The organism is Bradyrhizobium sp. AUGA SZCCT0182 (assembly GCF_018130185.1).
Lineage (GTDB): Bacteria > Pseudomonadota > Alphaproteobacteria > Rhizobiales > Xanthobacteraceae > Bradyrhizobium.
Genome location: NZ_JAFCLY010000001.1, coordinates 278682 through 300059, shown reverse-complemented (window position 1 = coordinate 300059; position 21378 = coordinate 278682). Strand labels below are relative to the sequence as shown.

General features: G+C 62.9%; 25 protein-coding genes. 12 read left to right on the top strand and 13 right to left on the bottom strand.

Features of this window, described 5'->3' with window-relative positions; genetic code table 11:
- Window positions 1-48 precede the first annotated feature (48 nt).
- From JQ611_RS01365 to JQ611_RS01355, 3 genes are all read left to right on the top strand, one after another.
- A complete protein-coding gene (locus JQ611_RS01365; RefSeq protein WP_212266017.1) occupies window positions 49-216 on the top strand; it encodes a hypothetical protein in 168 nt (55 codons plus the stop codon).
- A gap of 45 nt (window positions 217-261) precedes the next feature.
- Entirely contained in the window at window positions 262-444 is a 183-nt protein-coding gene (locus JQ611_RS01360; protein WP_212464318.1) for a hypothetical protein, read from the top strand.
- 180 nt (window positions 445-624) lie between these two features.
- Entirely contained in the window at window positions 625-873 is a 249-nt protein-coding gene (locus JQ611_RS01355; RefSeq protein ID WP_212464317.1) for a DUF3551 domain-containing protein, read from the top strand.
- Between the two features lie 403 nt (window positions 874-1276).
- Here the strand turns inward: JQ611_RS01355 and JQ611_RS01350 are convergent, their stop codons facing one another.
- Window positions 1277-2503 carry an SMP-30/gluconolactonase/LRE family protein gene (locus JQ611_RS01350; protein WP_212266020.1) on the bottom strand — a complete coding sequence of 409 codons (1227 nt, stop codon included), beginning with the start codon at window positions 2501-2503 and terminating at the stop codon, window positions 1277-1279.
- A gap of 224 nt (window positions 2504-2727) precedes the next feature.
- On the bottom strand, window positions 2728-3024 hold the full coding sequence (locus JQ611_RS01345) for a hypothetical protein (RefSeq protein ID WP_212266021.1): 297 nt from the start codon (window positions 3022-3024) through the stop codon (window positions 2728-2730).
- Between the two features lie 363 nt (window positions 3025-3387).
- Here JQ611_RS01345 and JQ611_RS01340 point away from each other — a divergent pair, with 363 nt between their 5' ends.
- Both JQ611_RS01340 and JQ611_RS01335 read left to right on the top strand, forming a co-directional pair.
- Window positions 3388-4959 carry an amidase family protein gene (locus tag JQ611_RS01340; RefSeq protein ID WP_212464316.1) on the top strand — a complete coding sequence of 524 codons (1572 nt, stop codon included), beginning with the start codon at window positions 3388-3390 and terminating at the stop codon, window positions 4957-4959.
- A 210-nt stretch (window positions 4960-5169) separates the two neighbouring features.
- The gene (locus tag JQ611_RS01335) at window positions 5170-6405 is read left to right on the top strand and encodes an MFS transporter (protein ID WP_312011798.1); all 1236 of its coding nucleotides are present in this window, start codon (window positions 5170-5172) and stop codon (window positions 6403-6405) included.
- 153 nt (window positions 6406-6558) lie between these two features.
- On the opposite strand, the gene JQ611_RS01330 is transcribed toward JQ611_RS01335, so the two are convergent.
- The 4 genes from JQ611_RS01330 to JQ611_RS01315 form a co-directional block, all read right to left on the bottom strand.
- Complete coding sequence (locus JQ611_RS01330; protein ID WP_212000484.1) at window positions 6559-6936, bottom strand: rhodanese-like domain-containing protein; 378 nt, start codon at window positions 6934-6936, stop codon at window positions 6559-6561.
- A gap of 133 nt (window positions 6937-7069) precedes the next feature.
- A complete protein-coding gene (locus JQ611_RS01325) occupies window positions 7070-7474 on the bottom strand; it encodes a DUF4864 domain-containing protein (RefSeq protein WP_212266026.1) in 405 nt (134 codons plus the stop codon).
- A 200-nt stretch (window positions 7475-7674) separates the two neighbouring features.
- Window positions 7675-7866: a hypothetical protein gene (locus tag JQ611_RS01320; RefSeq protein WP_192739931.1), complete on the bottom strand. Its 192-nt coding sequence runs from the start codon at window positions 7864-7866 to the stop codon at window positions 7675-7677.
- The gene (locus JQ611_RS01315; RefSeq protein WP_212464315.1) at window positions 7863-8672 is read right to left on the bottom strand and encodes a transglutaminase family protein; all 810 of its coding nucleotides are present in this window, start codon (window positions 8670-8672) and stop codon (window positions 7863-7865) included. Before JQ611_RS01315 ends, JQ611_RS01320 begins: the two co-directional genes overlap by 4 nt.
- A gap of 191 nt (window positions 8673-8863) precedes the next feature.
- Here JQ611_RS01315 and JQ611_RS01310 point away from each other — a divergent pair, with 191 nt between their 5' ends.
- The 6 genes from JQ611_RS01310 to JQ611_RS01285 all read left to right on the top strand — a co-directional run bounded on the left by JQ611_RS01310 (window position 8864) and on the right by JQ611_RS01285 (window position 11590).
- Window positions 8864-9130: a hypothetical protein gene (locus JQ611_RS01310; protein WP_192739933.1), complete on the top strand. Its 267-nt coding sequence runs from the start codon at window positions 8864-8866 to the stop codon at window positions 9128-9130.
- On the top strand, window positions 9127-9426 hold the full coding sequence (locus tag JQ611_RS01305) for a hypothetical protein (RefSeq protein WP_212464314.1): 300 nt from the start codon (window positions 9127-9129) through the stop codon (window positions 9424-9426). Before JQ611_RS01310 ends, JQ611_RS01305 begins: the two co-directional genes overlap by 4 nt.
- 85 nt (window positions 9427-9511) lie before the next feature.
- Entirely contained in the window at window positions 9512-9700 is a 189-nt protein-coding gene (locus JQ611_RS01300) for a hypothetical protein (protein WP_192739935.1), read from the top strand.
- A 48-nt stretch (window positions 9701-9748) separates the two neighbouring features.
- Window positions 9749-10027, top strand: a complete 279-nt coding sequence (locus JQ611_RS01295) for a DUF1488 domain-containing protein (RefSeq protein WP_212464403.1) — start codon at window positions 9749-9751, stop codon at window positions 10025-10027.
- Between the two features lie 242 nt (window positions 10028-10269).
- Window positions 10270-10707, top strand: coding sequence for a response regulator (locus JQ611_RS01290; protein WP_312011797.1), 438 nt, complete (start codon window positions 10270-10272; stop codon window positions 10705-10707).
- A 109-nt stretch (window positions 10708-10816) separates the two neighbouring features.
- Entirely contained in the window at window positions 10817-11590 is a 774-nt protein-coding gene (locus JQ611_RS01285) for a sensor histidine kinase (protein WP_212266029.1), read from the top strand.
- Window positions 11591-11705: 115 nt separating this feature from the next.
- On the opposite strand, the gene JQ611_RS01280 is transcribed toward JQ611_RS01285, so the two are convergent.
- Window positions 11706-13295 (bottom strand): gamma-glutamyltransferase family protein, encoded by a 1590-nt coding sequence (locus JQ611_RS01280; RefSeq protein ID WP_212464313.1) that lies wholly within the window; start codon window positions 13293-13295, stop codon window positions 11706-11708.
- Between the two features lie 166 nt (window positions 13296-13461).
- On the opposite strand from JQ611_RS01280, the gene JQ611_RS01275 reads away from it, so the two are divergent.
- Window positions 13462-15147, top strand: a complete 1686-nt coding sequence (locus tag JQ611_RS01275; protein WP_212464312.1) for an NAD(P)/FAD-dependent oxidoreductase — start codon at window positions 13462-13464, stop codon at window positions 15145-15147.
- Here JQ611_RS01275 and JQ611_RS01270 read toward each other — a convergent pair.
- From JQ611_RS01270 to JQ611_RS01245, 6 genes are all read right to left on the bottom strand, one after another.
- The gene (locus tag JQ611_RS01270; RefSeq protein WP_212464311.1) at window positions 15125-16462 is read right to left on the bottom strand and encodes a cytochrome P450; all 1338 of its coding nucleotides are present in this window, start codon (window positions 16460-16462) and stop codon (window positions 15125-15127) included. The genes JQ611_RS01275 and JQ611_RS01270 overlap by 23 nt on opposite strands.
- A 62-nt stretch (window positions 16463-16524) precedes the next feature.
- Complete coding sequence (locus tag JQ611_RS01265) at window positions 16525-17262, bottom strand: ABC transporter ATP-binding protein (protein WP_212266033.1); 738 nt, start codon at window positions 17260-17262, stop codon at window positions 16525-16527.
- The gene (locus JQ611_RS01260; protein ID WP_212464310.1) at window positions 17252-17998 is read right to left on the bottom strand and encodes an ABC transporter ATP-binding protein; all 747 of its coding nucleotides are present in this window, start codon (window positions 17996-17998) and stop codon (window positions 17252-17254) included. Before JQ611_RS01260 ends, JQ611_RS01265 begins: the two co-directional genes overlap by 11 nt.
- On the bottom strand, window positions 17995-18954 hold the full coding sequence (locus tag JQ611_RS01255; protein ID WP_212464309.1) for a branched-chain amino acid ABC transporter permease: 960 nt from the start codon (window positions 18952-18954) through the stop codon (window positions 17995-17997). Before JQ611_RS01255 ends, JQ611_RS01260 begins: the two co-directional genes overlap by 4 nt.
- Entirely contained in the window at window positions 18951-19832 is an 882-nt protein-coding gene (locus JQ611_RS01250) for a branched-chain amino acid ABC transporter permease (protein WP_212464308.1), read from the bottom strand. The genes JQ611_RS01255 and JQ611_RS01250 overlap by 4 nt, the downstream gene beginning before the upstream one ends.
- Window positions 19833-20069: 237 nt before the next feature.
- On the bottom strand, window positions 20070-21326 hold the full coding sequence (locus tag JQ611_RS01245; RefSeq protein WP_212464307.1) for an amino acid ABC transporter substrate-binding protein: 1257 nt from the start codon (window positions 21324-21326) through the stop codon (window positions 20070-20072).
- Window positions 21327-21378: the final 52 nt, after the last annotated feature.

The following is a 21378-nucleotide window of genomic DNA, read 5'->3' as shown; positions in this document are numbered from 1 at the left end:
ACGAGCACTAACGCTCTTCACCTCATTCTTAACCGATGGAGAAATGTGATGACCAAGCGCAATACCGAAAACCGTGAACTGGCGATCGAGGAACTGGAGATCGTGGCCGGCGGCGTGATCGAAGGTGGCTGCATCCGTTTTCCCGACATCCTGAAAGTGCTGTTCCCGAAGCCGCTGCAGCCGACCCCGTGGAAGGACATCTTCCCGATCCGCTGATCGAACGTTTAGTACCGGCCGGTACATCCAGTTGGGGGAAACAACATGACTAGTCTTGTGCACGAATTGTCAGCAACCGAGCTCGACCGGGTGTGTGGCGGCGAGCTGGATATGATCAGTCTGCAAAGCATGATGGCTCAGCGGCATATGGCCGTGCAGCTGACCACCACCATGCTCCGCGCCATGAACGATACGACCAGCACAATCATCAGAAATATCGGCAAGTAATCTCGACAAGTAAGCCTGGCCTGCTGCCGGGTTCGATCGGCTGCAGGCTGGCCTCTCTCGACGGTGCGATGTAGCGTCGGGGTTTCCGGATCGGGCATGCGCGGCTTGTCCGAGAGGAACTACCGGCACCCGCGCGGGGTTATCCCGGCAGCGGGCAATTCTGCCATCGAAGGAGTTCTGATGCGCATTCTGACGTTGGCTGCATTGGCGATTGCTGCGGCTGTTGCAGCGCCGTCGGCGCACGCCCAGACCTATGATCCGAAATATCCCGTCTGCCTTCAGGTCTACACAGGCCGGAACGATTTCTACTTCGAATGCGGCTATACCTCGATCCCACAGTGCAATATGTCGGCATCCGGCCGCGCCGCACAATGCGTCGTCAATCCCTATTACGAGGGCGGAAAGCGCAAGCCTCGCCGCGACTATTGAGGACTGTTGGGTTCGATCCGCCCTGCTATTGGGGGCGCGGCATCTGACCGGGCGACGGGCAGGGCGTAGCGCCTGACCCACCAGCGGAACGAAGGCGAATATGCAAAAGCCCGGCACACCGGCCGGGCCCTAGTTTGAAAATTCTTTCGTGATGAAACTCAGACATTCATAGCGAAATACGCTGGTGCGTCTGTTCAATATAGCACAATGGAGCCACAATTTGCCTCCGTATGACTGCGGAGACCCCACGCATGCGCATGGTCGCGCACAGGCGTGAGCATCCCCAAAGATTTCTTGAGACAAGAACTGTCGAGACAAGATGAAGTCGAGGACTGTGTGGCATGAAAAAGCCGGCGCGTTGCGCCGGCTTCTCCATGCGCTGTTTCGCGTCGTGCCGAACGGCTCAGCCCGGGCCGGCGCCCTGGGTCGCCGTGTACACGGCGTAGAGCGACTGGCTCGCGGCCATGAACAGGCGGTTCCGCTTCGGCCCGCCGAAACAGACGTTGCCGCACACTTCGGGCAGGCGGATCCGGCCGATCAACTTGCCGTCCGGTGACCATATCGTCACGCCGCTATAGCCGACGGCGCGGCCGGCATTGCTGGAAGCCCAGACATTGCCGTTGACGTCGCAGCGCACGCCGTCCGGTCCGCATTTGACGCCATCTACCATGAAGTCGCTGAACCGCTTGTGGTTCGACAGTTTGTTGTCGGTGCCGACATCGAACACGAACATGTCGCCCTTGCCGCCCGGCCCGGTATCGCCGGGCCCCTTGCCGGTGCTGGCGACGTAGAGCTTCTTGTAATCGGGCGAGAAACAGAGGCCGTTGGGATCGGGCACCTGCTCCTCGGTCACGACCAGGTCGACGCGGCCTGAGGGGTCGATGCGATAGCAATTGGTCGGCAGCTCGCGCTTGCCAGGCACGAAGCCGGCCGGCTGGCCGATCCGAGGGTTGAGCTTGCCGGCTGGATTGCTGGGGCCTCCCGCAACGTCCGGTTCGCCCTCATAGAGCTGGCCGCCATAGGGCGGGTCGGTGAACCAGTAGCTGCCATCGGGATGGGCGACGACGTCGTTCGGCGAGTTGAGTTTCTTGCCGCCGAAATTATCGGCGAGCACGGTCGCGGTGCCGTCGTGCTCGTAGCGCACCACCCGGCGGGTGAGATGCTCGCAGGACAGCTGCCGACCCTGGAAGTCGAACGAGTTGCCGTTGGAATTGTTGGACGGGGTGCGGAATACGCTGACGCGGCCGTCATCCTCGGTCCATCGCATCTGGCGATTATTGGGAATGTCGCTCCACAGGAGATAGCGGCCCTGCGAGCTCCACGCCGGGCCTTCGGCCCACAGCAGTCCGGTATGGAGACGCTGGATTGGCGCGTTGGGCTGGGCGAGGTCGTTGAACGACGGATCGACCGCGATGATATCGGGGTCCCAGAAATAGGTGGTCGGCGCGCCGCGGGGACTGAAATCGCGCGGCGGGGTGGTGACCACGGATGGCGGCCCCACCGCGCCGCCCTGCTGGGCCAGCGCGGTGCCGGCCCCCGCCACGGTGGCCCCGGCGGCGAGCGCCAGGCCGTGGACGAGCGTTCGTCGTGAAATCATGGATTGCGGATCGCGCTGCACGTCGCGTGTCATCACTTCCTCCCAGGATATGTGCCGGCCGGTTGATCCGGCCAAGCGGGTGCAAGGCTATGCCGGCCCGGCCTCGGTTGCGAGCACCTTTCGGCGCAGCCCGGGGCTGAAGGATGCAGTGCAAGATGGCTTACCCTGTTGATCTCTGTCCGCCGGAAGGCGGCGGCGCGCCGGGCGGTTCGCCAGGATGCTGGCGCTCCGCTGGTCCGCTCGCAGATCAGGAGGGCTCAATCCGCCGGAGGATTCCCGGCAGGTTTGGTTGCCGCGCGGTAGCGCTTCCAGTTTTCGATGGTCGCTTCGTAGCGGACCGGCTTCCTTGCAGCGGGGACTGGCTCCGGCTTCGCGGCGACCATGCCCACGGTTTCAGCCTGTCCGGCTTTGGATACATGTGCTGGCTTCGGATAAAAGGCGACGAAGCCCAGCAGGCCCGCGATCACCAATCCAACAGGGATAGCGATCGCCCAATCATTATGTGTACGCTGAGTGACATCATGGCGCAGGACTCTCGTTAAGTCTCTTGGCATGTTCAGCTCCCACGTTGCATTGGCTTTTGTAAGTCGAGACGCGCTGCGGCAATCGTGAGCTGCTTCACTATTGCTGCTCACGAAACCGTTAGAAGCGGCCGGCGGTGGCCCCGAGCCCGCGCGCAGCCTGAACGATCCGCGCCTTCGAAAAAGTGATCCGGATCACGGAAATGCCGATGGAAATGCGCCTTTCCCGTTCGATCGCCGTTCAGCCTCGCGGCACATTTTGCGATTGCACCGCGCCTGTTCGCATCGATCGCTTTTGAATCAATCGATTGGCGAAGCTCATTGGTCGGCCGCGCAAGCCTCGACACGCGGCCTCTCCGCCCATAACCTCCGCCGCGCAATTGGAGGAGAAACGAATTGGCCAAGAGAGTTGTGAAGCGCGCTTGGAAAAAGACGCCCGCGAAAAAACCGACCAAAAAAACTTCTGTCCGCGCCAGCAAGGCCGCGAAGGTGGCCAGCAAGACCGGGAAAGCAAAGGCCAAGAGCGCTCCTTCGCGCAAGCCGGCCACGCCCAAGGGGCCGGTCTGGCAATGGTCGGCGCTGGAGACCGCGGCAGCCATCCGGTCCGGCGCGATTTCTTCGGTCGAGGTTACGGAGGCTCACGTCGCGCGGATGCGCGCGGTCAATCCAAAGCTCAACGCGGTTGTGGTCGATCTCTCCGACGAAGCGCTCAAGGCTGCCAGGGCGGCGGACCAGGCGCGTGCGAAAGGCGGCGAACTCGGCCTGCTGCATGGCGTGCCGATCACGATCAAGGAAAACGTCGATTACGAAGGCAGGCCCAATCCCAACGGCGTGCCTTCGCAAATGAACATCATCGCCCCATCAGACGCGCCTGTGGTGCGCAATCTCCGGAAGGCCGGCGCTGTCGTGCTGGGACTGACCAACACGCCCGAATTCTCGTTCCGCGGCTTCACGGATAATCCGCTGCACGGCCTGACGCTCAACCCGTGGGATCCCGAGATCACCTGCGGCGGATCATCGGGCGGCGCCGGCTCGGCGGTCGCGGCCGGCATCGGCACGATCGCGCATGGCAACGACATCGGCGGCTCGCTGCGCTGGCCGGCGCATTGCAACGGCGTCGCCACCATCAAGCCGACGCAAGGCCGTATCCCCGCCTTCAATCAAAGCGCCACAGCCGAGCGGCCGATGCTCGCGCATCTGATGTCGGCGCAGGGACCGCTGGCGCGCAGCGTCGGCGACGTCAGGCTCGGCCTTGAAGTGATGTGCCAGCGCGATCCGCGTGATCCCTGGTGGGTGCCGGCGCCGCTGGCGGGTCCGAAACCGAAAGGACCGATCAAGGTCGCGCTGGCGAAACTGCCCGCCGACATGAACGTCGATCCATCGGTGCGCGCGGCGCTGAAGCAGGCCGCCGACCATCTGGAGCGCGGGGGCTATCGCGTCAGCGAAGTCGAGGTCCCTGATATCAATGGCGTCTGGCAGACCTGGTGCGACATCATCGTCAATGAAGTCGCCGTGCTGCAGGAAGCCGGGATGCTGGCGGTAGCCTCGGAGCATTTCCACACGGCGTGGGGCGGCATCAAGCTAAAGGCGAACACGCTCGATCTGCCGGGCTGGATGCGTGCGACAGCCGCGCGCAGCGGTCATATTCGCGCCTGGCAAGCCTTCTTTGAGGATTATCCGGTCGTGCTGGCGCCGACGACGGTCATGCCGACGCCCGGGCCGCGCGCGGATACGACCAGCCTGGAACGCGTGGCCGAGATGTTCTTCAACGATTTGCGGTTCATTTCCGCCATCAATGTACTGGGCCTGCCGTCCGCGGTGGTGCCCGTCGCGCTGCACGAGGGCAAGCCGATCGGCGTGCAACTGATCGCGGGACGCTATCGCGAGGACCTGGCGCTGGATGCCGCGGCGTCGATCGAGAAACGCGCCGGCGTGCTGGTGCAAAAATTGTGGCAGCAGATGGCGTGAGCTAGAGCGTTTTCCAGCGAAGTGGACACCGGTTCGCGTCAAGAAAACGCGTCAAGACGAGAATCCAGAGCCCGTGCCGATTCCATCGGAACGGGCTCTGGCGCGCGTGTTGGGGGTGGCGCTTTTTACCACCCCCTCCACATCTGCATGCCCAATATCGCGCCATTGTGGCTTGACCTCTAGGCAATTGCGCTAGAAGTTGCGCCCGCCGTGGTTATTTCTTCTGAATTCATTCGAGATTCCGAACTGTTCGTTCCCGACTCGCGCCGAGCCTGGGCCCGGCTTGCCGTGGCCGTGCTGATCGGCTCGCTCGGCAGCGTCGGCATGTGGTCGGTGGTGGTCGCGCTGCCGGTGGTGCAGCAGGATTTCGGCGCCACCAGGGGCACGGCGTCACTGGCCTTCACCATGATGATGCTCGGTTTCGGTTTGGGCCAGGTGATAACAGGCAAAATATCCGACCGCTACGGTATCGTCACCGCGATCGGGCTTGGCATCAGCATTCTGGGCCTCGGCTATATCGTCGCCGGCATGTCATGGTCGATCTGGCCGTACATTCTCGTGCATTTTGCCATCGGGCTTTCTTCGGCGGCGACCTTCGGGCCGCTGATGGCGGAAGCCTCGCACTGGTTCGAACGCTACCGCGGGCTGGCGGTCGCGATCGCCGCCAGCGGCAACTACATCGGCGGCGCGGTCTGGCCGTCGCTGGTGAACTGGGGCATGCAGACCTATGACTGGCGCACCACCCATATCGCGCTCGGCATCTTCACGGCCGTGGCGATGACGCTGGCGCTTGTCGGTCTGAGGCTCCTGATGGGAGCAGGGGGGCGCCGCAGTCATGTCAACGCGCCGCCGCCGCGCCTCGACCTGAAACTATCCGCCAATGCACTCACCGTGATCCTGGGGCTCGCCAGCATCTCCTGCTGCGTGGCGATGTCGATGCCGCAGGTTCACATCGTCGCCTATTGCAGCGATCTCGGCTATGGCGTGGCGCGCGGCGCCGAAATGCTGTCGCTGATGCTGGGCCTCGGCATCATCAGCCGCATCGGCTCTGGTTTCCTGGCCGACAAGATCGGCGGCATCCCGACGCTCCTGATCGGTTCGATCGCGCAAGGCACGGCGCTGCTGTTTTATCTGTTCTTCGACGGCCTGACCTCGCTTTTCCTGATCTCTGCGATGTTCGGGCTGTTCCAGGGTGGCATCGTGCCGAGCTACGCCATCATCGTGCGCGAGACGATGCCGGCTTCGGAGGCAGCTACACGCGTCGGGTTCGTGATCCTGGCTTCGGTGTTCGGCATGTCCTTCGGCGGCTGGATCTCGGGCGTCATCTTCGACGCCACCGGCTCCTACGCCGCCGCGTTCACCAACGGCGTTGCCTGGAACCTGGTCAACATCGCCATCATGGTGCTGCTGTTGATGCGCGCGCGGCAGCGGATGGCGATGGCCTAGATCGGGATGACGTTTCTTCGAACCGTCATCCCGCTCCATCTTTTTGTGTGAGCATGATCTGCGCGCAAACGCCTTCCGCGTTTGTCGCGAGGGAAAACCGGTGCCCGCTTTGCGCTAACGCGGCCCTGCGGGTCCGGATCATGCTCGCGCCAATTATCCCTTCTCGACTTCGCCGCCGGCCTCCAGCCAGCCCTTGAAGCCGCCAAGGTTGCGGACGTTATTGTATCCCATGTCTTTCAGGGTCTTGCCGACCAGCGCCGAGCGCCCGCCGGACGCGCAGTAGGCGACCACCGTCTTGGATCGATCGAACGCCGCGTCGTGTAGCGCGGAAGCTGGATCGGCACGAAATTCCACAAGTCCTCGCGGAATGGCGAGCGCGCCCGGGACCTTGCCCGATGCTGCGACCTCGGCCGGTTCACGGACGTCGAGAAACAGCACGTCAGCCCGGCCAACCAGTTTCTTCGCTTCATCCGGACTGATACGCGGCACCTCGGCTTCGGCCTCGGCCAGCATCGTCTGTACTGTTTTCATTTTTGTTTCCTCCGGGATCAAGACGCGGTTGCGTCCATTGGGGCGAGTAAGGCGCAAACCCCCGGCGGTTGCAATGGCAAAGGACTGCGTGCGAATTCTGATGTCGAGGCGGCCCTCTGTCGCAACGTATGTCTCACACCGCTTGGCCGGCCTTCAACAGCGAGCAGCCCGTGATCTTGAAGCTGCCGTCGGGCTGCTGCTCCAGCGTATACAACGCCTCCCATGCCTCGCCATTGGCATCGACGATGTGGACGCGCTGGGCAATCCGGCCACCCGCCGCGCGGGCTTCGCCGAATTCAAAACTCTTGTGGCGGTAGACCGGCGGATAGGCCTGCCGGACCATCTGCATGAAGATATCGGCTTCCGGAAAAATCTGCTGGATCGACGGCGCCGCGTGAGAATAGGCGGCGGCGGAATCGTCGCGGCCAAAAGCCTGCTCCTGCGCGCGGATCACGCTTTGCGCGGCGGCGACATCGTCGGCGAAGGCCGGCGATCCAAATCCGATCAGGAAAACGACAAGCAGAGCAAGAGCGCGCATGCGGATGTTCCCTGGCTAGAGCCTCTTCCGTTTCGATGAAATCGAAACGGGGCTCCAGATTCTCGACTTGACGCGTTTTCTTAACGCGAACCGGTCTCCACTTCGCTTGAAAACGCTCTGATGCAGCGAGTTACGGCCAAGTCGGCCGAAAGTTGCATCCATCTCGCCAGCGGTGCAAGCGGCTCCAGGGATTGAGGTGGCTATTGGCCGCTCGCCAGGCGCCGCAGGCCGGACGCGGTCAAGCCGAGTTCGCCGAGCCGCCGCACTGCGTAGCCGAGGCCGACCAGCCGTTCCCAGTGCAACTGGGGAATTTCACGCTGCGCATCCCCCTTGCTGACTTCGCGCAAGGAGGCGAATTCGTCGGCGCTGAGGGCAGGGTGTGGTTCGCTCATGCGGCGACCTCGTCGGTCCACACCTTGAAGCTCGCCAGCGTGTTCGGGCCGAAGGTCTGGGTGATCGGCACGTCGGAGGCATCGCGCCCCTGTGCGATCAGGACGCGGCCGATCCGCGGCACGTTGTTGCGCGGATCGAACATGTGCCAGCGCCCGCCGATATAGGCTTCGAACCAGCCGGCGAAATCCCCCACGGCCCAGGGCTTGGGCGTGCCGATGTCGCTGAGATAGCCGGTGCAATAGCGCGCCGGAATGTTCATGCAGCGGCAGAACGTGATGGCCAGATGAGCATAGTCGCGGCAGACGCCCTTGCCTTCGCTATAGGCTTCCCACGCCGTCTTGGTGGCGCGGGCGTGCTCGTAGCCGAACGCGATGTGGCGATGCACGAAGTCGCAGATCGCCTGCACCCGCGCCCAGCCCGGCGGCGTCTTCTCGAACAACTGCCAGGCAATGTCCGAAAGGCGGTCGGTCTCGCAATAGCGGCTGCCGAGCAGATACACCAATGTGTCCGCAGGCAGATCCTCGACCGCGTGCTGGACCGCCGAGGCGAACATCGGATCGGGCAGGCCGGAGTCGCGAACGACGCCATCGGCGGCAAGACGGAGGCGGCCTCCCGGCGCCACCATGCGGCTGCACCAATTGCCGAACATGTCGCGATAGGGGGTGATTTCGACCGCAGGCGTGGTGGTCAGGAAGTCCGGCACGATGACGTCGGAGGCGCGCGTGAAATGAGTGCCCAGCACCATGATCATGGGTGTCGGCTGCGGGAAATCGTAAAGCATTTCGAATCCGACGCGCAGCTTCATTCGAAATACTTTCTTGGCTGAATACCTGCTTGAAATGGCTACGAAACCACCGAATACAAGGCTTTTGCTGCTTTATTCAACCAAATGCGCCTCTCGACAGAGAAAACGATAGCTAATTGCCGCAAAAGCGCGCACGCTACGCCGATGTCCGAACAATCCGATGGTTCCGTGCGCAGACGAGGTCTGTTGCCATGACGATGCGCTCGCGACGGGAAACGATTCATTTCAGGCACCCGTTCCGCATCAAGGGAATTGATCGCCAACTCGCGCCCGGCGCTTACGAAGTCGTCACCGATGAGGAGATGATCGAAGGGCTGTCGTTCCCGTGCTTCCGGCGTGTCGCCACCATGATCATGGTCCCTGCAGCGGCGCCGCACCGATCTTCGATGGAAATGATTTCGATCAGTTCAGTCGATCTGTCCGATGCGCAGCGGATCGACGCGAGCGCGCCCAAGTGACTGAGATGCCGATCGAACTCGACAAGCATCGCGGCATGGCGGCGCAGAAGGCAACCGACATCCGCCGCGTGCTCGCCGACGTCGAGGCCAACGCGAAACTGCTGCGCGACAAGCAGGGCGTGGTTGAGATCCAGCTCCTGGCCGTACCGGCCGCCTCGTGGTCCGAGGCGGTGGCCAAGGCGCGTTACGTGCTCAACCTCTATTCGGCCAGCCTCGCGCCATCAGACACGCATCACCGCGACCTCGTGAGCGCGGTGCTTGCGGATCTCACCCGGCTCTCCGGCGATGATGTCTGAACAAAACGAACAAGCGGCTTCGACCAACCAAGACTTTATCCAGCGTGTTCGACGCAAGATCGAACGGCCAAACTGAAAGTATCTGATGAAAAATCTCTCGCCCCGTCACGTCAAGACAGAAGAATCGCTTCGCCTCGGTGTCGTGTCCGGCTGGTACTCGACCAAGGTCAGCGGCACCTTCGTTTCGGGCCCGCATGATTCCGAAGCCGACTGCCTGCGCAGGATTGCCGAAATCAATCCCCCGCCGGCCAAGAAGAAGATGATGGTGGGTTGAGTGGGAGAAATCGATGGTACGGTTGTTCCGACCTTTGAGAACCGCCCGATGACGCTCGCGCGTGGCAGCATCGGGGGCTACGAATATGATCGCATGGTGCTGAAATTTTCCATGATGGACGACGGCAGGGAAGTCCCCTGCGCCGTCAGTGCGTCGGCGATGGACGATCTTGAGCGTGTTTCGCGGACGGCGCCGGAACGGCGTGAAGAGCAGTTCGTCCGGCTGCGCGACCGGATCGAACAATGCGCCTCGCGCAAGTTCCAGGCGCGGGAGTTCGAGGGCTCGCCTCCCGGCATCATCCTGCGCAGCATCGACTTTCGCGGCTGATGGCCGAGGCCGCGGCGCGGCCTGGAATTGACAGCGTCGCCGCGTGAGCCGGGATCGACGCCTGCCTTAATTGGCAAGCGCGGCGATGCAAATATAAGTCGTCGTTGCGGAACTCTGCGTCCGCAGCGCCGTTGCCAATCGATCCCCAAGCGCAGTGGGATTGGCGATCCGCCACAGTCAGCAGCCCAACATGACCAAAGCTATCTCGGCGTTCGCGGTATTCGCGCTGCTAGGAGCGTCGGGTGCAGCCGTTCGCGAGGTGCGCCTGGTCATGGCGTGCCGTTGAGCCATATATGATGCCTCTGGATCATTCCCGCCTTCCGCTCGTCGTGCTCGTCGTTGAAGACGAGATGATGCTGCGCATGCGCGTGGTCGATATGGTGGAAGACGCCGGCTATGTCCCGGTCGAGGCCGTGGACGCGGATGAAGCCATGGCCATCCTCCGCTCCCGATCCGATATCGCGCTGATGCTTACCGACGTTCAGATGCCCGGTAGCATGAACGGGCTGCAACTGGCACACGCGGTCCGCGAGAATTGGCCGCCCATCAAGATCATCCTGGCGTCCGGACAGCTGAAATTGTCCGGCAGCGACATTCCGTTGGACAGCCGATTTTTCGGCAAACCGCTGCAATCCGACGAAATCATTGCGGAAATGCGCGTAATGCTTGGCCCGGCCTGAAATCGGCAGGAGACGGACATCCGATGGCTTTGCACCGTAACGGTCAGACGGCTGAATCATTGGCATAAAGAAATGTCCGGAACCGGACAGATGGTGGTATTCGTTGTCGATGTTCAGAACAGTTCCTGATCCGTATGCCTCCCTTGAGGCGTCCGATCCGACGTCACCGCAGGAGGAACTGGCGGCAGAAAACGTCAGTCTCCGGCTGCTGCTGACACAGGCCAAGCTCAGCGCCGAGACGCTGCTTGAGCAGGCCGGCATCGACGCCAAGGAGCGCGAAGCCGCCGACAAGCTGCAAAAACTGATCCTCGAAGAGCTTCATCACCGCATCAAGAACACGCTGGCAACCGTGGGCGCCATCGCGTCGCAAAGTCTTCGCAACGCGCCGAGCACGCAGCATGCGCAGCAAGCGATCGAAGGCCGTCTGTTGGCGCTCGGGAGGGCCCATGATCTGCTGTTGCAGGCGCGCTGGACCGGTGCGGAGCTGCGAAAGATCGTGCAGGGGGCGACCGAGCCGTTCGACAATCCGGACAGGCCCCGGTTTTCGATTGCCGGATCCGATGTGCAGATCGCGTCGGGCGCGGTTATTGCGATCGCGATGACCCTCAACGAACTCTGCACCAACACCACGAAATTTGGCGCATTGTCGGTGCCCGCCGGTCACGTGGCAATCAGCTGGGCGAAGGATGCGCCGGCATCGCGGCTGCATTTCACCTGGAAAGAACAGGATGGCCCGGCGGTTGCGGCTCCGACGCGCCAGAGTTTTGGCACGCGCCTGATCGAGACGCTCGGCCGGCAACTCAAAGGCAATGTCAGATTGACGTACGAGCCGAGCGGGTTCGTCTATTTTCTCGATATTCCCTTGCTCTCGCTTGAGTCCTGAGCGGCTGAATTAGCTCGATCGGATCGAGCTGCTCATGGGCGAGGGGCGGGCGGGAAAGAGCCGCGTGGACGATCCAGACTTTTCGCATCGGGCCGTACCCTTTGCGATTGTCGCGTTACGCTTCCGCGACCGCCTCACTCCATGGCTGGAACACCTCGGTGGCGCCGCTGTTGGTGGCGCCGTCGCGCAGTACGACGCTCGGGCAGGCGAACTTCATCGGCGTGGTCTGGATCCGCGCTTCCTCGTAATCGAACTGCGCATGCAGGCTCTCCCGCGTTGATTTCGGCAAGCGCACGTCGCCGATCACGATGGCGCCTTCGCTGGCGTCGATGCGCGGCTGATGGATCGCCGCGTCCAGATCCATGCCGTAATCCATCACGAACGACAGCAGCTGCGTCACCGCGGGCAGAATGCGCCGGCCGCCGGAGGCGCCGATGGCGGTGCGGCGGCCGTCAGACGCCTGCGCCAGCACCGGCGTATAATTGGTGAGGCAACGCTTGCCGGGCGCCAGCGAATTCGGCGTGCCCGGCGTCGGGTCGAACCACATGATGCCGTTGTTCATGGTGATGCCGGTTTGCGGACAGACGAATTTGGAGCCGAACGATGACAGCAGGGTTTGCGTCACCGCGGCCATGTTGCCGTCGCGGTCGACGGCCGAGAAATGCGTGGTGCAGGCCGGCGCCAGCGTTTCGGCGCCGAGCGCGCGGCGGCCGTCGGCATCGCCCATGTCCTTGAGGCGTTCGCGGTAGGCCGTTTGCAGCGCTTCGGCATAGGCCGTGTAGGTCGCGGCGTCAGGTCCGCTTTTCGCCGGTTTCAGATTTTGCTGCAGCAGGTGCAGCGTACGCGCCAGCGTTGGTCCGGCGGTCAGTTCCGGCGTCGCAAACACCTTGCCGCCGCGATAGGGGATCGCCAGCGGTTCGCGCAGATAGGCCTTGAACGGGATGAGATCTTCGACCGACAGCGCGCCGCCGGCGCTTCGCACATCGGCGGCGAGGCTGCGCGCCAGATCGCCTTCGTAGAAATCGCGCGGACCTTGCGCTGCCAGATGCGCCATCGTGGCCTTGAGCTTGTCCTGCGGCAGGCGGACCTTGGTCTTGATCCCCCATGGCGCATTCGGCGGCAATCCATCAACGAGATAGGCCGTCGCACTGGCGGGATAGCGCCTGAGATCAGCGGCCGCACTCGCAATCATCAGCGTGGTCCACCAGTCGACCGCGAGGCCCTCACCGGCGAGGGCAACGCTGGGCGCGAGCAATTCCTGCCACGGCATTTTGGCGTGGCGGCGATGCGCTTCCTCCATGCCGGCAACCACGCCGGGCACCGCGATCGCGCCGGGGCCATGGATGTTGCGGTCGTCCTTGACCCGCGCCCACGGAAACAGATCGGATGCCGCTCCGCCGCTCAGCGGATAATCCTCCAGGCGCAGGCTGAGCGGCGCCCGCATGCCGTAGTCGATCACTTCATAACGGTCCTCGCGGGCGCGATAGAGCACCATCGCGCCGCCGCCGCCGAGCCCGCTCATCCAGGGTTCCAGCACGCCCAGCGCAAACGTCGTCGCGATCACGGCATCGACGCAATCGCCGCCCGCCGCCAGCACTTCGGCGCCGACCTTGGCCGCCTTGCCCGATTGCGCGGCGACGATGCCGCCTTTGGAAGTCACTGCGGGCTTTCGGATCTGCTGGGTGTTGGTGAACTGGTCGTGCATGCTGCTGCTTTCATTGCCACAGGAACCGCTAGGGTACGGAACGGCCCCCGCCAGGTAAAGCCATCAGGCGCAACCCTGGCATCCTGACGCAAGTGCAATGCGCGGATTGTTGGTATGGTGGGCACAAGCGCCGTCGTTGCCAAGAACAACAAAGACCGGGTGGAATATGACCGAAGGGACCAAGGCTCCCCGCGACAAGTCGCATTACGAAGTGATCGTGATTGGCGCGGGTGTGGCCGGCATCTATCAGATCAAGCGTCTGGCCGATCTCGGGGTGGATGCCACGGTGCTGGACGGCTCCCCCGACCTCGGCGGGACCTGGTACCGGAACCGCTATCCGGGCGCACGTTTCGACTCGGAGAGCTACACCTATGGTTATTCCTTCTCGCGGGAATTGCTCAACGAGTGGCACTGGAAGGAACGCTTTTCGGGCCAGCCCGAAAATCTCCGCTACCTCAACCATGTCGCCGACAGATTCGATCTACGCAAATACATGCAGTTCAACGCCAAGGTGGAGGCTGCGCAGTTCGACGAGGCGCAGCACATCTGGCGGCTCAGGATCGACGATGGCCGCGAGCTGACCTGCCGGTTCGTCATTCTGGCGATCGGCCTGCTCTCGACGCCGACCTTGCCGCGGCTGGAAGGCATGGACACCTTCAAGGGCCGCTCGTTCCACACCTTCTACTGGCCGCACGAGCCGGTCGAGATGGCGGGCAAGAAGGTCGCGATCATCGGCACCGGCGCCACAGCGATCCAGGTGATCGGCGAGATCGCCGACAAGGTCGGCGAATTGACCGTGTTCCAGCGGCGGCCGAACTGGGCGGCACCGCTCAACAACGGACCGATCTCGGACGAGGAGATGGCCGACATCAGGTCGCGCTATGACGACATCTTCGCGGCCTGCGCCCGCAGCCCCGGTGGCTTCGAGCACGAGCCCGACCGACGCGGCTTCTACGAGGTGACACGCGAGGAGCGGCTGGCGCTGTGGGACAAGCTCTACGACGAGCCGGGATTCGGAATCTGGCTCAGTAATTTCCGCGAGATATTTACCGACGAAGTGGCGAACGCCGAGTTCTCCGCCTACATCGCCGACCGCATCCGCCGGCGCGTGAAGGATCCGGTCATCGCAGAGAGATTGATTCCGAAAGACCATGGTTTTGGCGTGCAGCGCGTGCCGCTGGAGACGAATTATTTCGAGGCCTATAACCGCGACAATGTACATCTCGTCGATATCAGCGAGACGCCGCTCGAACGCGTGACCGAAACCGGCCTGCGCACGTCGGCGCGCGACTACGATTTCGACATCATCATCTATTCGACCGGCTTTGACGCCATCACCGGCGCGTACGACCAGATCGACATCAGTGGCATCGGCGGCGAGAAGCTATACGACAAATGGAAGGACGGTCCGTCGACCTTCCTCGGCATGCTCGTTCACGGTTTTCCAAACCTGTTGATGCCGACCGGCCCGCAAAGCGGTTCGGCTTCGACCAATTTTCCGCGCGGCATCGAGACCGGCGTCAATTGGTGCATGGGCTTGCTCGAGCACATCTGGGATCGCGGCTACACCAGCGCCGATCCAACTTTGGCGGCGCAGGAGCGCTGGAGCGCGCATGTGAAAAAGATGTACGCCATCATGCTGATGCGAAACGCCAAGTCGTGGTTCACCGGCTACAATTCCAACGTTCCCGGCCACGAGCACGGCAAGTACCGCTACTTCGTCTACAACGGCGGCACGCCGAAATACGTCGCCGCCATCAACGACGCCGTCGCCAAGGGCTATGAAGACATCGTGTTTGCGTCGGGCGCGCGGTCGGTACGGCCAGCGGTCAGATCGAGCGCTGCGGAGTAAAGCGCACCGGCAGTTTGCGGATGGCGTGGACGAAATTGTTCGGCGCCATTTCGATGCCGCCGGCGTATTCGATATCCGGCAGCCGCGTCAGCAGCTGGCGATAGACTTCTTCGAGCTGCAGCTGCGCCACGCGCTTGCCGATGCAGACATGCGGGCCGAAGCCGAAGGCGATGTTCCTGGACGCATTGGCGCGGCGGATGTCGAGCCTGTCAGGATCGGGAAAGATCGCGGGATCGCGGTTGGCGGCGCCGTAATACATGATGACCTTCTCGCCGGCCGCGATCTTCTGTGCCCCGATCTCGGCATCTTCCGTGGCGGTGCGGCGCATGTAGATCACCGGGCTGATCATGCGGATTAGCTCATCGACGGCGTTGGGCAGCAGCGATAGGTCGGACATCAGCGCGCGCTTCTGATCGGGAAATTCGGTCAAAAGCTTCATCGAGCCGGAAATCGAATTGCGCGTGGTGTCGTTGCCGGCGAACACGATCAGCAGCCAGGAGCCGTCGAGATATTCGTCGCGTAGCAATTCGCCGTCGATGGTGGCGCGCGCGATCGCGCTCATCAGATCGGGCTTTGGATCGGCGCGTCGCTTCTGCAGCATGTGCTGGCCATAGGCGAACATCTCGGCGACGTTCTCGTTGAACGCCTTGACGAACGCCATGAACTCGGGCGTGGGCTGCGGATTTTTGCGTTGCGTCGCCGCGACATGGCCGGCCACTTCGAGATAGTGCATCCAGTCCAGGAATTTCGGCCGGTCGGCTTCCGGCACCCCGAGGATTTCGCACAGCGTGAACAGCGGCAGGCGTGACGACAGCGTTTCGACCAGGTCGCATTCGCCAAGGCCGGCCATGCCGTCGATCAGCCGCGTGGTCTCGGCAGCTACTTTCTCCCGGATGCCCGTGAGATAGCTAGGTGTGAAATAGGGCATGTGCTCCTTGCGGAGTTGCAGGTGCCAGGGCGCGTCCATGTTGATCATGGCATCGACGGAGGCGCGGAACAGCAGCGGATGCCGCGTTTCGGGCGGACCATAGGCCATCAAAATCCCGCCCTTCTGCGACGAGAAGGTTTTGGGATCGCCATCGACGCGCATCACGTCGTTATATTGGGTCAGTGCCCAGAAGCCGGGGCCATTATTGCCCTCGCGCTGCCACGCCACCGGCGCCTCGGCGCGCAGCTGCGCGTAGATGTCGAACGGCTGTCCCTGCAGAAACAGTTCGACATTGGACAGCGCGTCCGGCTCGACTTCGGGATAGGCTCTGGGGAATACGGGTCCGGCGGGCAGGCCCAAGGGGAAGTCTTCGCTCAGGAGACGCATCGGCTGGTTTCTCCGGTCAGGTTGCCGACTTTACAAGGACGCGTGCGCGCCGTCTTGCGCCATCAGGCTATGCCGCCGAGATAGAGCCGCTTGACGATGTCGTTACCCTTCAATTCGTCGACGGAACTGGCCGCGACAACGATCTCGCCGTGGACGATGATGTAGCCGCGGTTGGCGATGCGGATCGCCTGGTTGAAGTTCTGCTCGGCCATCAGCACGGTGAGGCCGAGGCGTTGATTGAGATCGCCGATCTTGGAAATGGTTTGCGATACTAAGAGCGGCGACAGTCCGACCGACGGCTCGTCGACCAAGAGCAGGCGCGGCGAGGACATCAGCGCGCGCGCGATCGCGAGCATCTGCTGTTGGCCGCCAGACATGGTGCCGGCGAGCTGCTTCTGCAGGTCCTTCAGCACCGGAAAGGTTTCGAAGGCCTGCGCCAGATTCTTGTCGATGTCGCGTCGGGCCGCCTTGCGGAAGGCGCCGAGCATCAGGTTTTCCAGTACCGTCAGTTTGGGAAACAGCCGCCGCCCCTCCGGCACCATCGCGACGCCGAGATCGACGATGGCTTCCGGTGACAATTTGGTCAGGTCATGCGTGGTGCCGTCGATCGTCAGCTGCATGGTTCCGCGCTGCGGCCGCACCAGCCCGGCGACGCACTTCATCAGCGTGCTCTTGCCGTTGCCGTTGGTGCCGAGCAGGGCGACGGTCTCGCCCGCTTTGACATCGAGCGAGACGCCGCGCAGCGCCTTGACGGCGCCGTAACCGGCATCGAGGCCTGCTATCGCGAGGCTAAGTGCCAAGATAGGCCTCCTGCACCCGCTGGTTGGCCATGACTTCGTTCGGCGCGCCGATCGCGATGATCTTGCCGGCGTCGAGGCACATCACGCGCTGCGAAAAACGCATCACGGCCTGCATGATGTGCTCGATCATGATGACGGTGATTTCCTGGTCCGCAAGGCTCATCAGGAGATCAAGCACCTCGTCGACTTCCGAAGAGGAAAGCCCGGCCATCGCCTCGTCTGATATCAGCAGCTTTGGCCGCGTCGCCATCGCGCGGGCGAGCTCCATCTTGCGCAGTTCGACCTGACTCAGCGTGGTGGCGGATGCATCGGCCTTGGACGCGAGACCCATGCCGGCAAGGATCGACATCGCGGTCTCGTGCCGGTGCGCAGCCGAGACGAGCGGATCCGTGGCCACCGCGAAATCAAGCGCCACCATCAGGTTCTCGACCACCGTCATGCTTTTGAACGGCCGCGGGATCTGGAAGCTGCGGGCAATGCCGCGGCGGGTGCGGACATGCGCCGGCAATTGCGTGATGTCCTCGCCGCGGAACACCACAGTACGGGCCTCGGTGCGGAACGCGCCGGAGATGCAGTTGATCAGCGTGGTCTTTCCCGAGCCGTTCGGGCCAATCAGGCCGAACCGTTCGCCGGGGCGGATGTCGACGCTGACATTGTCGAGCGCGGTAAAGCCGCCGAAGCGCTTTGTAAGCCCTGATATCTGCAGCAGGGGTGCGCTGGTGCCGGGGGGCGTCATTGCTTGCCCTCCCTGCGCTTGTCGCGAACCCGGCGCAGCAGGCCGATCAAGCCCTCCGGTGCGGCCACCACGAACAGCACCAGCATGACGCCGAGCACCAGCACATTCACTTCCGACGAGATGGTCACGGTCAGCAATTGCTGCGTGGTGCCCAGCAGGATGGCGCCGACGATCGGGCCGGCCCAATGCGCGGTGCCGCCGATCAGCGACATCGCCAGCGTCGAGACCGAATAGTTGAGGTTGAACGCGGAGGAGGGGTCGGCATACTGCAGATACATCGCGGCGGGTGCGCCGGCCGCGCACATCAGCGCGCCGGAGACGACGCAGGCCAGCACTTTCAGCCGCAGGGTCGGCACACCAGTGCATTCCGCAGCGAGTTCGTCGTCCCGCAGCGCCTGCAGGCCGCGGCCGATCCACGAATTCTGGATGTAGCGCGAAACCACAACCGCCAGCACCACGAGCACCGCCTGGACAAAGAACAGCATCTGGACATAGCCGGAGAACGGCCACGTCACCGGCGGTCGTTGCAACTGGATACCGGCCGCGCCGCCGACATAGCGCCAATTGGTGATCGAGGTCTCGATCACGATGGTCAGCGCGATCGTCGCAATCGAGAAGAAGATGCCCTGCATGCGCAGGGTCAACAGGCCCAATGCAAAGCCCATCAGCGCGCCGACGCCGGCGGCGGCGGCGATCTGCACCAGGAGCGGCGCGCCGGCCACCTTGAACAGGAATACCGCCGTGTAGACGCCCATGCCGAAAAACGCGCTGGTGCCGAAATTCACATAGCCGGCATGGCCACCGAGGATGCTCCAGGCTACCGCGAGCACGATGAATTGCAGGATCACATAACCGGCGAAGAAGGGGTACTCGTTGGTGATGAGCTTTGTCATCAGCGCAATGGCGATCAGAAAGATCGCCGCGCCAATCCAGAAAAAGAAACCGTTGCGCTTCATGACCGCCTGCCGAACAGCCCCTGCGGCCGCACGGCGAGAACGCCGAGCAGCATCGCGAAGGAAATGGCCGGCGCCCAGGAGGCGCCGAACAGGGTCAGCACGATCGATTCGGCGACGCCGAGGATGATGGCCGCAACCAGCGTGCCGGTCATGCTGCCGAGCCCGGCCATGACGACGACGCAGAAGGTCCGTCCGATATAGGCGCGGTCGAGCGTCGGGTCGACGGGGGCGACGATGATGAGCAGGGCGCCGGCAATGCCGAGCACGGCCGTTGCGATGCCGAACGCCCATTGCTTGATCCGGATCGGGTTGGCGCCCATCAGCCGCAGCGCTTCCTGGTCCTGGGCGACCGCGCGGATCGCGCGTCCCATGAAGGTCTTCGACAGATAAAGCGCCAGCAGGGTCGTCAGCAAAGCGGCGACGGCGAACGCGACCACCAGCCGGTAGGGAATCCGCATATCGCCGATCCGCCAGGCCTTGCCGATATAGGGCGCGGTGACCGAGCGCTGGTCGACGCCGAATTGCAGGATGATCAGGACTTCGATGATGAAGGCGATGCCGAAGAAGAACGCGATGCCGCGCACGCCTGCGTCGCTGCCGCGTTTCTCGAACGTCTCGTAGTACAGGCGGTAGGCGGCGAGACCGAATAGGAAGAGGAACGGTGTGATCAGCAGTCCCGCCAGCAGCGGATCGATTCCATAGAACTCGTTGAGCACATAGACGGCGTAGGACGCCAGCACCAGAAAGGCCGGGTGCGCGACGTGGGGAACGTCGAGCAGGCCGAACGCGACTGACAGCCCAAGGCTGACCGCCGCGTAGAAACAGCCAAGCAGCACCCCGAGCACTACTGCATCGAGCAGCAGTTCAAATGAAAACACGTAAGGTCCCCCTTGACCCGCTCCTGAGCCGCCGCCTTCCCGGTTCGCGCACGCGCTGCCTTTCCCACCAAAATTGCTCGGGGCGCTGGTGCGCCGACCGGGGTCAGCGCACCATGGTCCGGAGATCATAGCGTTTTCCAGCGAAGTGGATGCCGGTTCGCGTCAAGAAAACGCGTCAAAATAAGGAATCTAGAGTCCCGTTTCGATTTAATCGAAACGGGACTCTAGCCGCGATGGTTATTTCCGGGCAGCCTCGAACGGGCTGATGAGATCGCCGGATTTCATTTTCGCCGGGAACAGGATCACCTGGGTGCCGGACTTGCGGAACTGGTCCATATTCTTGTCCACGACGCCACGGAACTGCGCCTGCAGCGTTGCGGATTCCTTTCGCTCGCCGTCGGCGGCGAACGCGATCGGACCGACGATGGTCTTGTGCTCGTTCTCGCGTAGATACTTTGCGAGCGCCTTCTGGTCGAGCGATCCCACTGCCTTGATCGCCTGCTCGATCATCTGGCCGCTGGCGTAGCCGAACGGCGCCAGATAGTAGCCGAGCGGATCGACCTTGGCTTCGATGGCGCGCTTGGTATAGGTCTCGAAGAACGCTTTGGTCCCCTCGTTCTGCATGCTCGGTTCCGGCAGCCATGTGTTGTAGTTGACGACGCCATTGAGCAGGGAGCCGAGATTTTCCATGACGGCGCCGAACTGCAGCCCGACCATGCCGCCGCCGAAGATCTTGACGTTGTTGCCGATCCCGATTTCGTTCACGGCGCGCAGGATCCCGGCCGAATCCGGCGGATAGGACGCGACATAGACGATGTCGGGCTTGGCAGCCTTGAGCGCACGCAGGATCGAGGAGAATTCCACCGTGTTCGGCGGATAGGCCTGGTCGAACACGATCTGCATGTTCATCTTCTTGGCGACGTCGCGTGCGGTCAGCGCCAGGTTCTGCGCGAATTCCTGGTCGGCCGCGAGCAGCGCGATGGTCTTGCCGCCGGCCTTCTGGCCGAGTTCGAGGAAGGACGCCGCCCAGCTGTCGGCCGGTCCCCATGGGGCATTGTTGAACCACATGTCGTGGCCAACCTTGCTGTTCACCTGGAACGAGAAGTTGCCCATCAGCAACATGCCGCGCTGCTTGACCAGCGGCATCAGCGGCGCGGTGGGCACGGTCGCGTAGGGCGCGAACAGGATATCGACCTTGTCGACGTCCAGAAGCTTGGAATAGATCGCCGGCGTTTCCGAAGCGCTCGACTTGTCGTCATAAACGATGAGTTCGACCTTGCGGCCGAGCAGGCCACCCCTGGCGTTGACGTCGTCGCGCCAGATCTCGATCCCGAGCTGCGAGGCCTTGCCGCCGCCCGCCAGACCGCCGGTCTGTGCCATCGACATGCCGATCTTGATCGGGGGCTGTTGAGCGAGTGCGGCTGAGTTGAGCCCAAAAGTTAGGCCAAGCACGGCGGCGGCGATCGTTCCGCCGAGAAGCGTCCTGCGTTTCATTGATCCTCCCAAGATCTCGTTCTGTTTCGTTCTTGTCGCCTGTCCGCGCTCT

What these genes read in the sequence shown, in the direction of transcription:
- JQ611_RS01365 (WP_212266017.1), top strand. Translation starts at nt 49, where the DNA reads ATGACCAAGCGCAATACCGAAAACCGTGAACTGGCGATCGAGGAACTG.
- JQ611_RS01360 (WP_212464318.1), top strand. Translation starts at nt 262, where the DNA reads ATGACTAGTCTTGTGCACGAATTGTCAGCAACCGAGCTCGACCGGGTG.
- JQ611_RS01355 (WP_212464317.1), top strand. Translation starts at nt 625, where the DNA reads ATGCGCATTCTGACGTTGGCTGCATTGGCGATTGCTGCGGCTGTTGCA.
- JQ611_RS01350 (WP_212266020.1), bottom strand. Translation starts at nt 2,503, where the DNA reads ATGACACGCGACGTGCAGCGCGATCCGCAATCCATGATTTCACGACGA.
- JQ611_RS01345 (WP_212266021.1), bottom strand. Translation starts at nt 3,024, where the DNA reads ATGCCAAGAGACTTAACGAGAGTCCTGCGCCATGATGTCACTCAGCGT.
- JQ611_RS01330 (WP_212000484.1), bottom strand. Translation starts at nt 6,936, where the DNA reads ATGAAAACAGTACAGACGATGCTGGCCGAGGCCGAAGCCGAGGTGCCG.
- JQ611_RS01325 (WP_212266026.1), bottom strand. Translation starts at nt 7,474, where the DNA reads ATGCGCGCTCTTGCTCTGCTTGTCGTTTTCCTGATCGGATTTGGATCG.
- JQ611_RS01320 (WP_192739931.1), bottom strand. Translation starts at nt 7,866, where the DNA reads ATGAGCGAACCACACCCTGCCCTCAGCGCCGACGAATTCGCCTCCTTG.
- JQ611_RS01315 (WP_212464315.1), bottom strand. Translation starts at nt 8,672, where the DNA reads ATGAAGCTGCGCGTCGGATTCGAAATGCTTTACGATTTCCCGCAGCCG.
- JQ611_RS01310 (WP_192739933.1), top strand. Translation starts at nt 8,864, where the DNA reads ATGACGATGCGCTCGCGACGGGAAACGATTCATTTCAGGCACCCGTTC.
- JQ611_RS01300 (WP_192739935.1), top strand. Translation starts at nt 9,512, where the DNA reads ATGAAAAATCTCTCGCCCCGTCACGTCAAGACAGAAGAATCGCTTCGC.
- JQ611_RS01295 (WP_212464403.1), top strand. Translation starts at nt 9,749, where the DNA reads ATGACGCTCGCGCGTGGCAGCATCGGGGGCTACGAATATGATCGCATG.
- JQ611_RS01285 (WP_212266029.1), top strand. Translation starts at nt 10,817, where the DNA reads ATGTTCAGAACAGTTCCTGATCCGTATGCCTCCCTTGAGGCGTCCGAT.
- JQ611_RS01280 (WP_212464313.1), bottom strand. Translation starts at nt 13,295, where the DNA reads ATGCACGACCAGTTCACCAACACCCAGCAGATCCGAAAGCCCGCAGTG.
- JQ611_RS01275 (WP_212464312.1), top strand. Translation starts at nt 13,462, where the DNA reads ATGACCGAAGGGACCAAGGCTCCCCGCGACAAGTCGCATTACGAAGTG.
- JQ611_RS01270 (WP_212464311.1), bottom strand. Translation starts at nt 16,462, where the DNA reads ATGCGTCTCCTGAGCGAAGACTTCCCCTTGGGCCTGCCCGCCGGACCC.
- JQ611_RS01260 (WP_212464310.1), bottom strand. Translation starts at nt 17,998, where the DNA reads ATGACGCCCCCCGGCACCAGCGCACCCCTGCTGCAGATATCAGGGCTT.
- JQ611_RS01255 (WP_212464309.1), bottom strand. Translation starts at nt 18,954, where the DNA reads ATGAAGCGCAACGGTTTCTTTTTCTGGATTGGCGCGGCGATCTTTCTG.
- JQ611_RS01245 (WP_212464307.1), bottom strand. Translation starts at nt 21,326, where the DNA reads ATGAAACGCAGGACGCTTCTCGGCGGAACGATCGCCGCCGCCGTGCTT.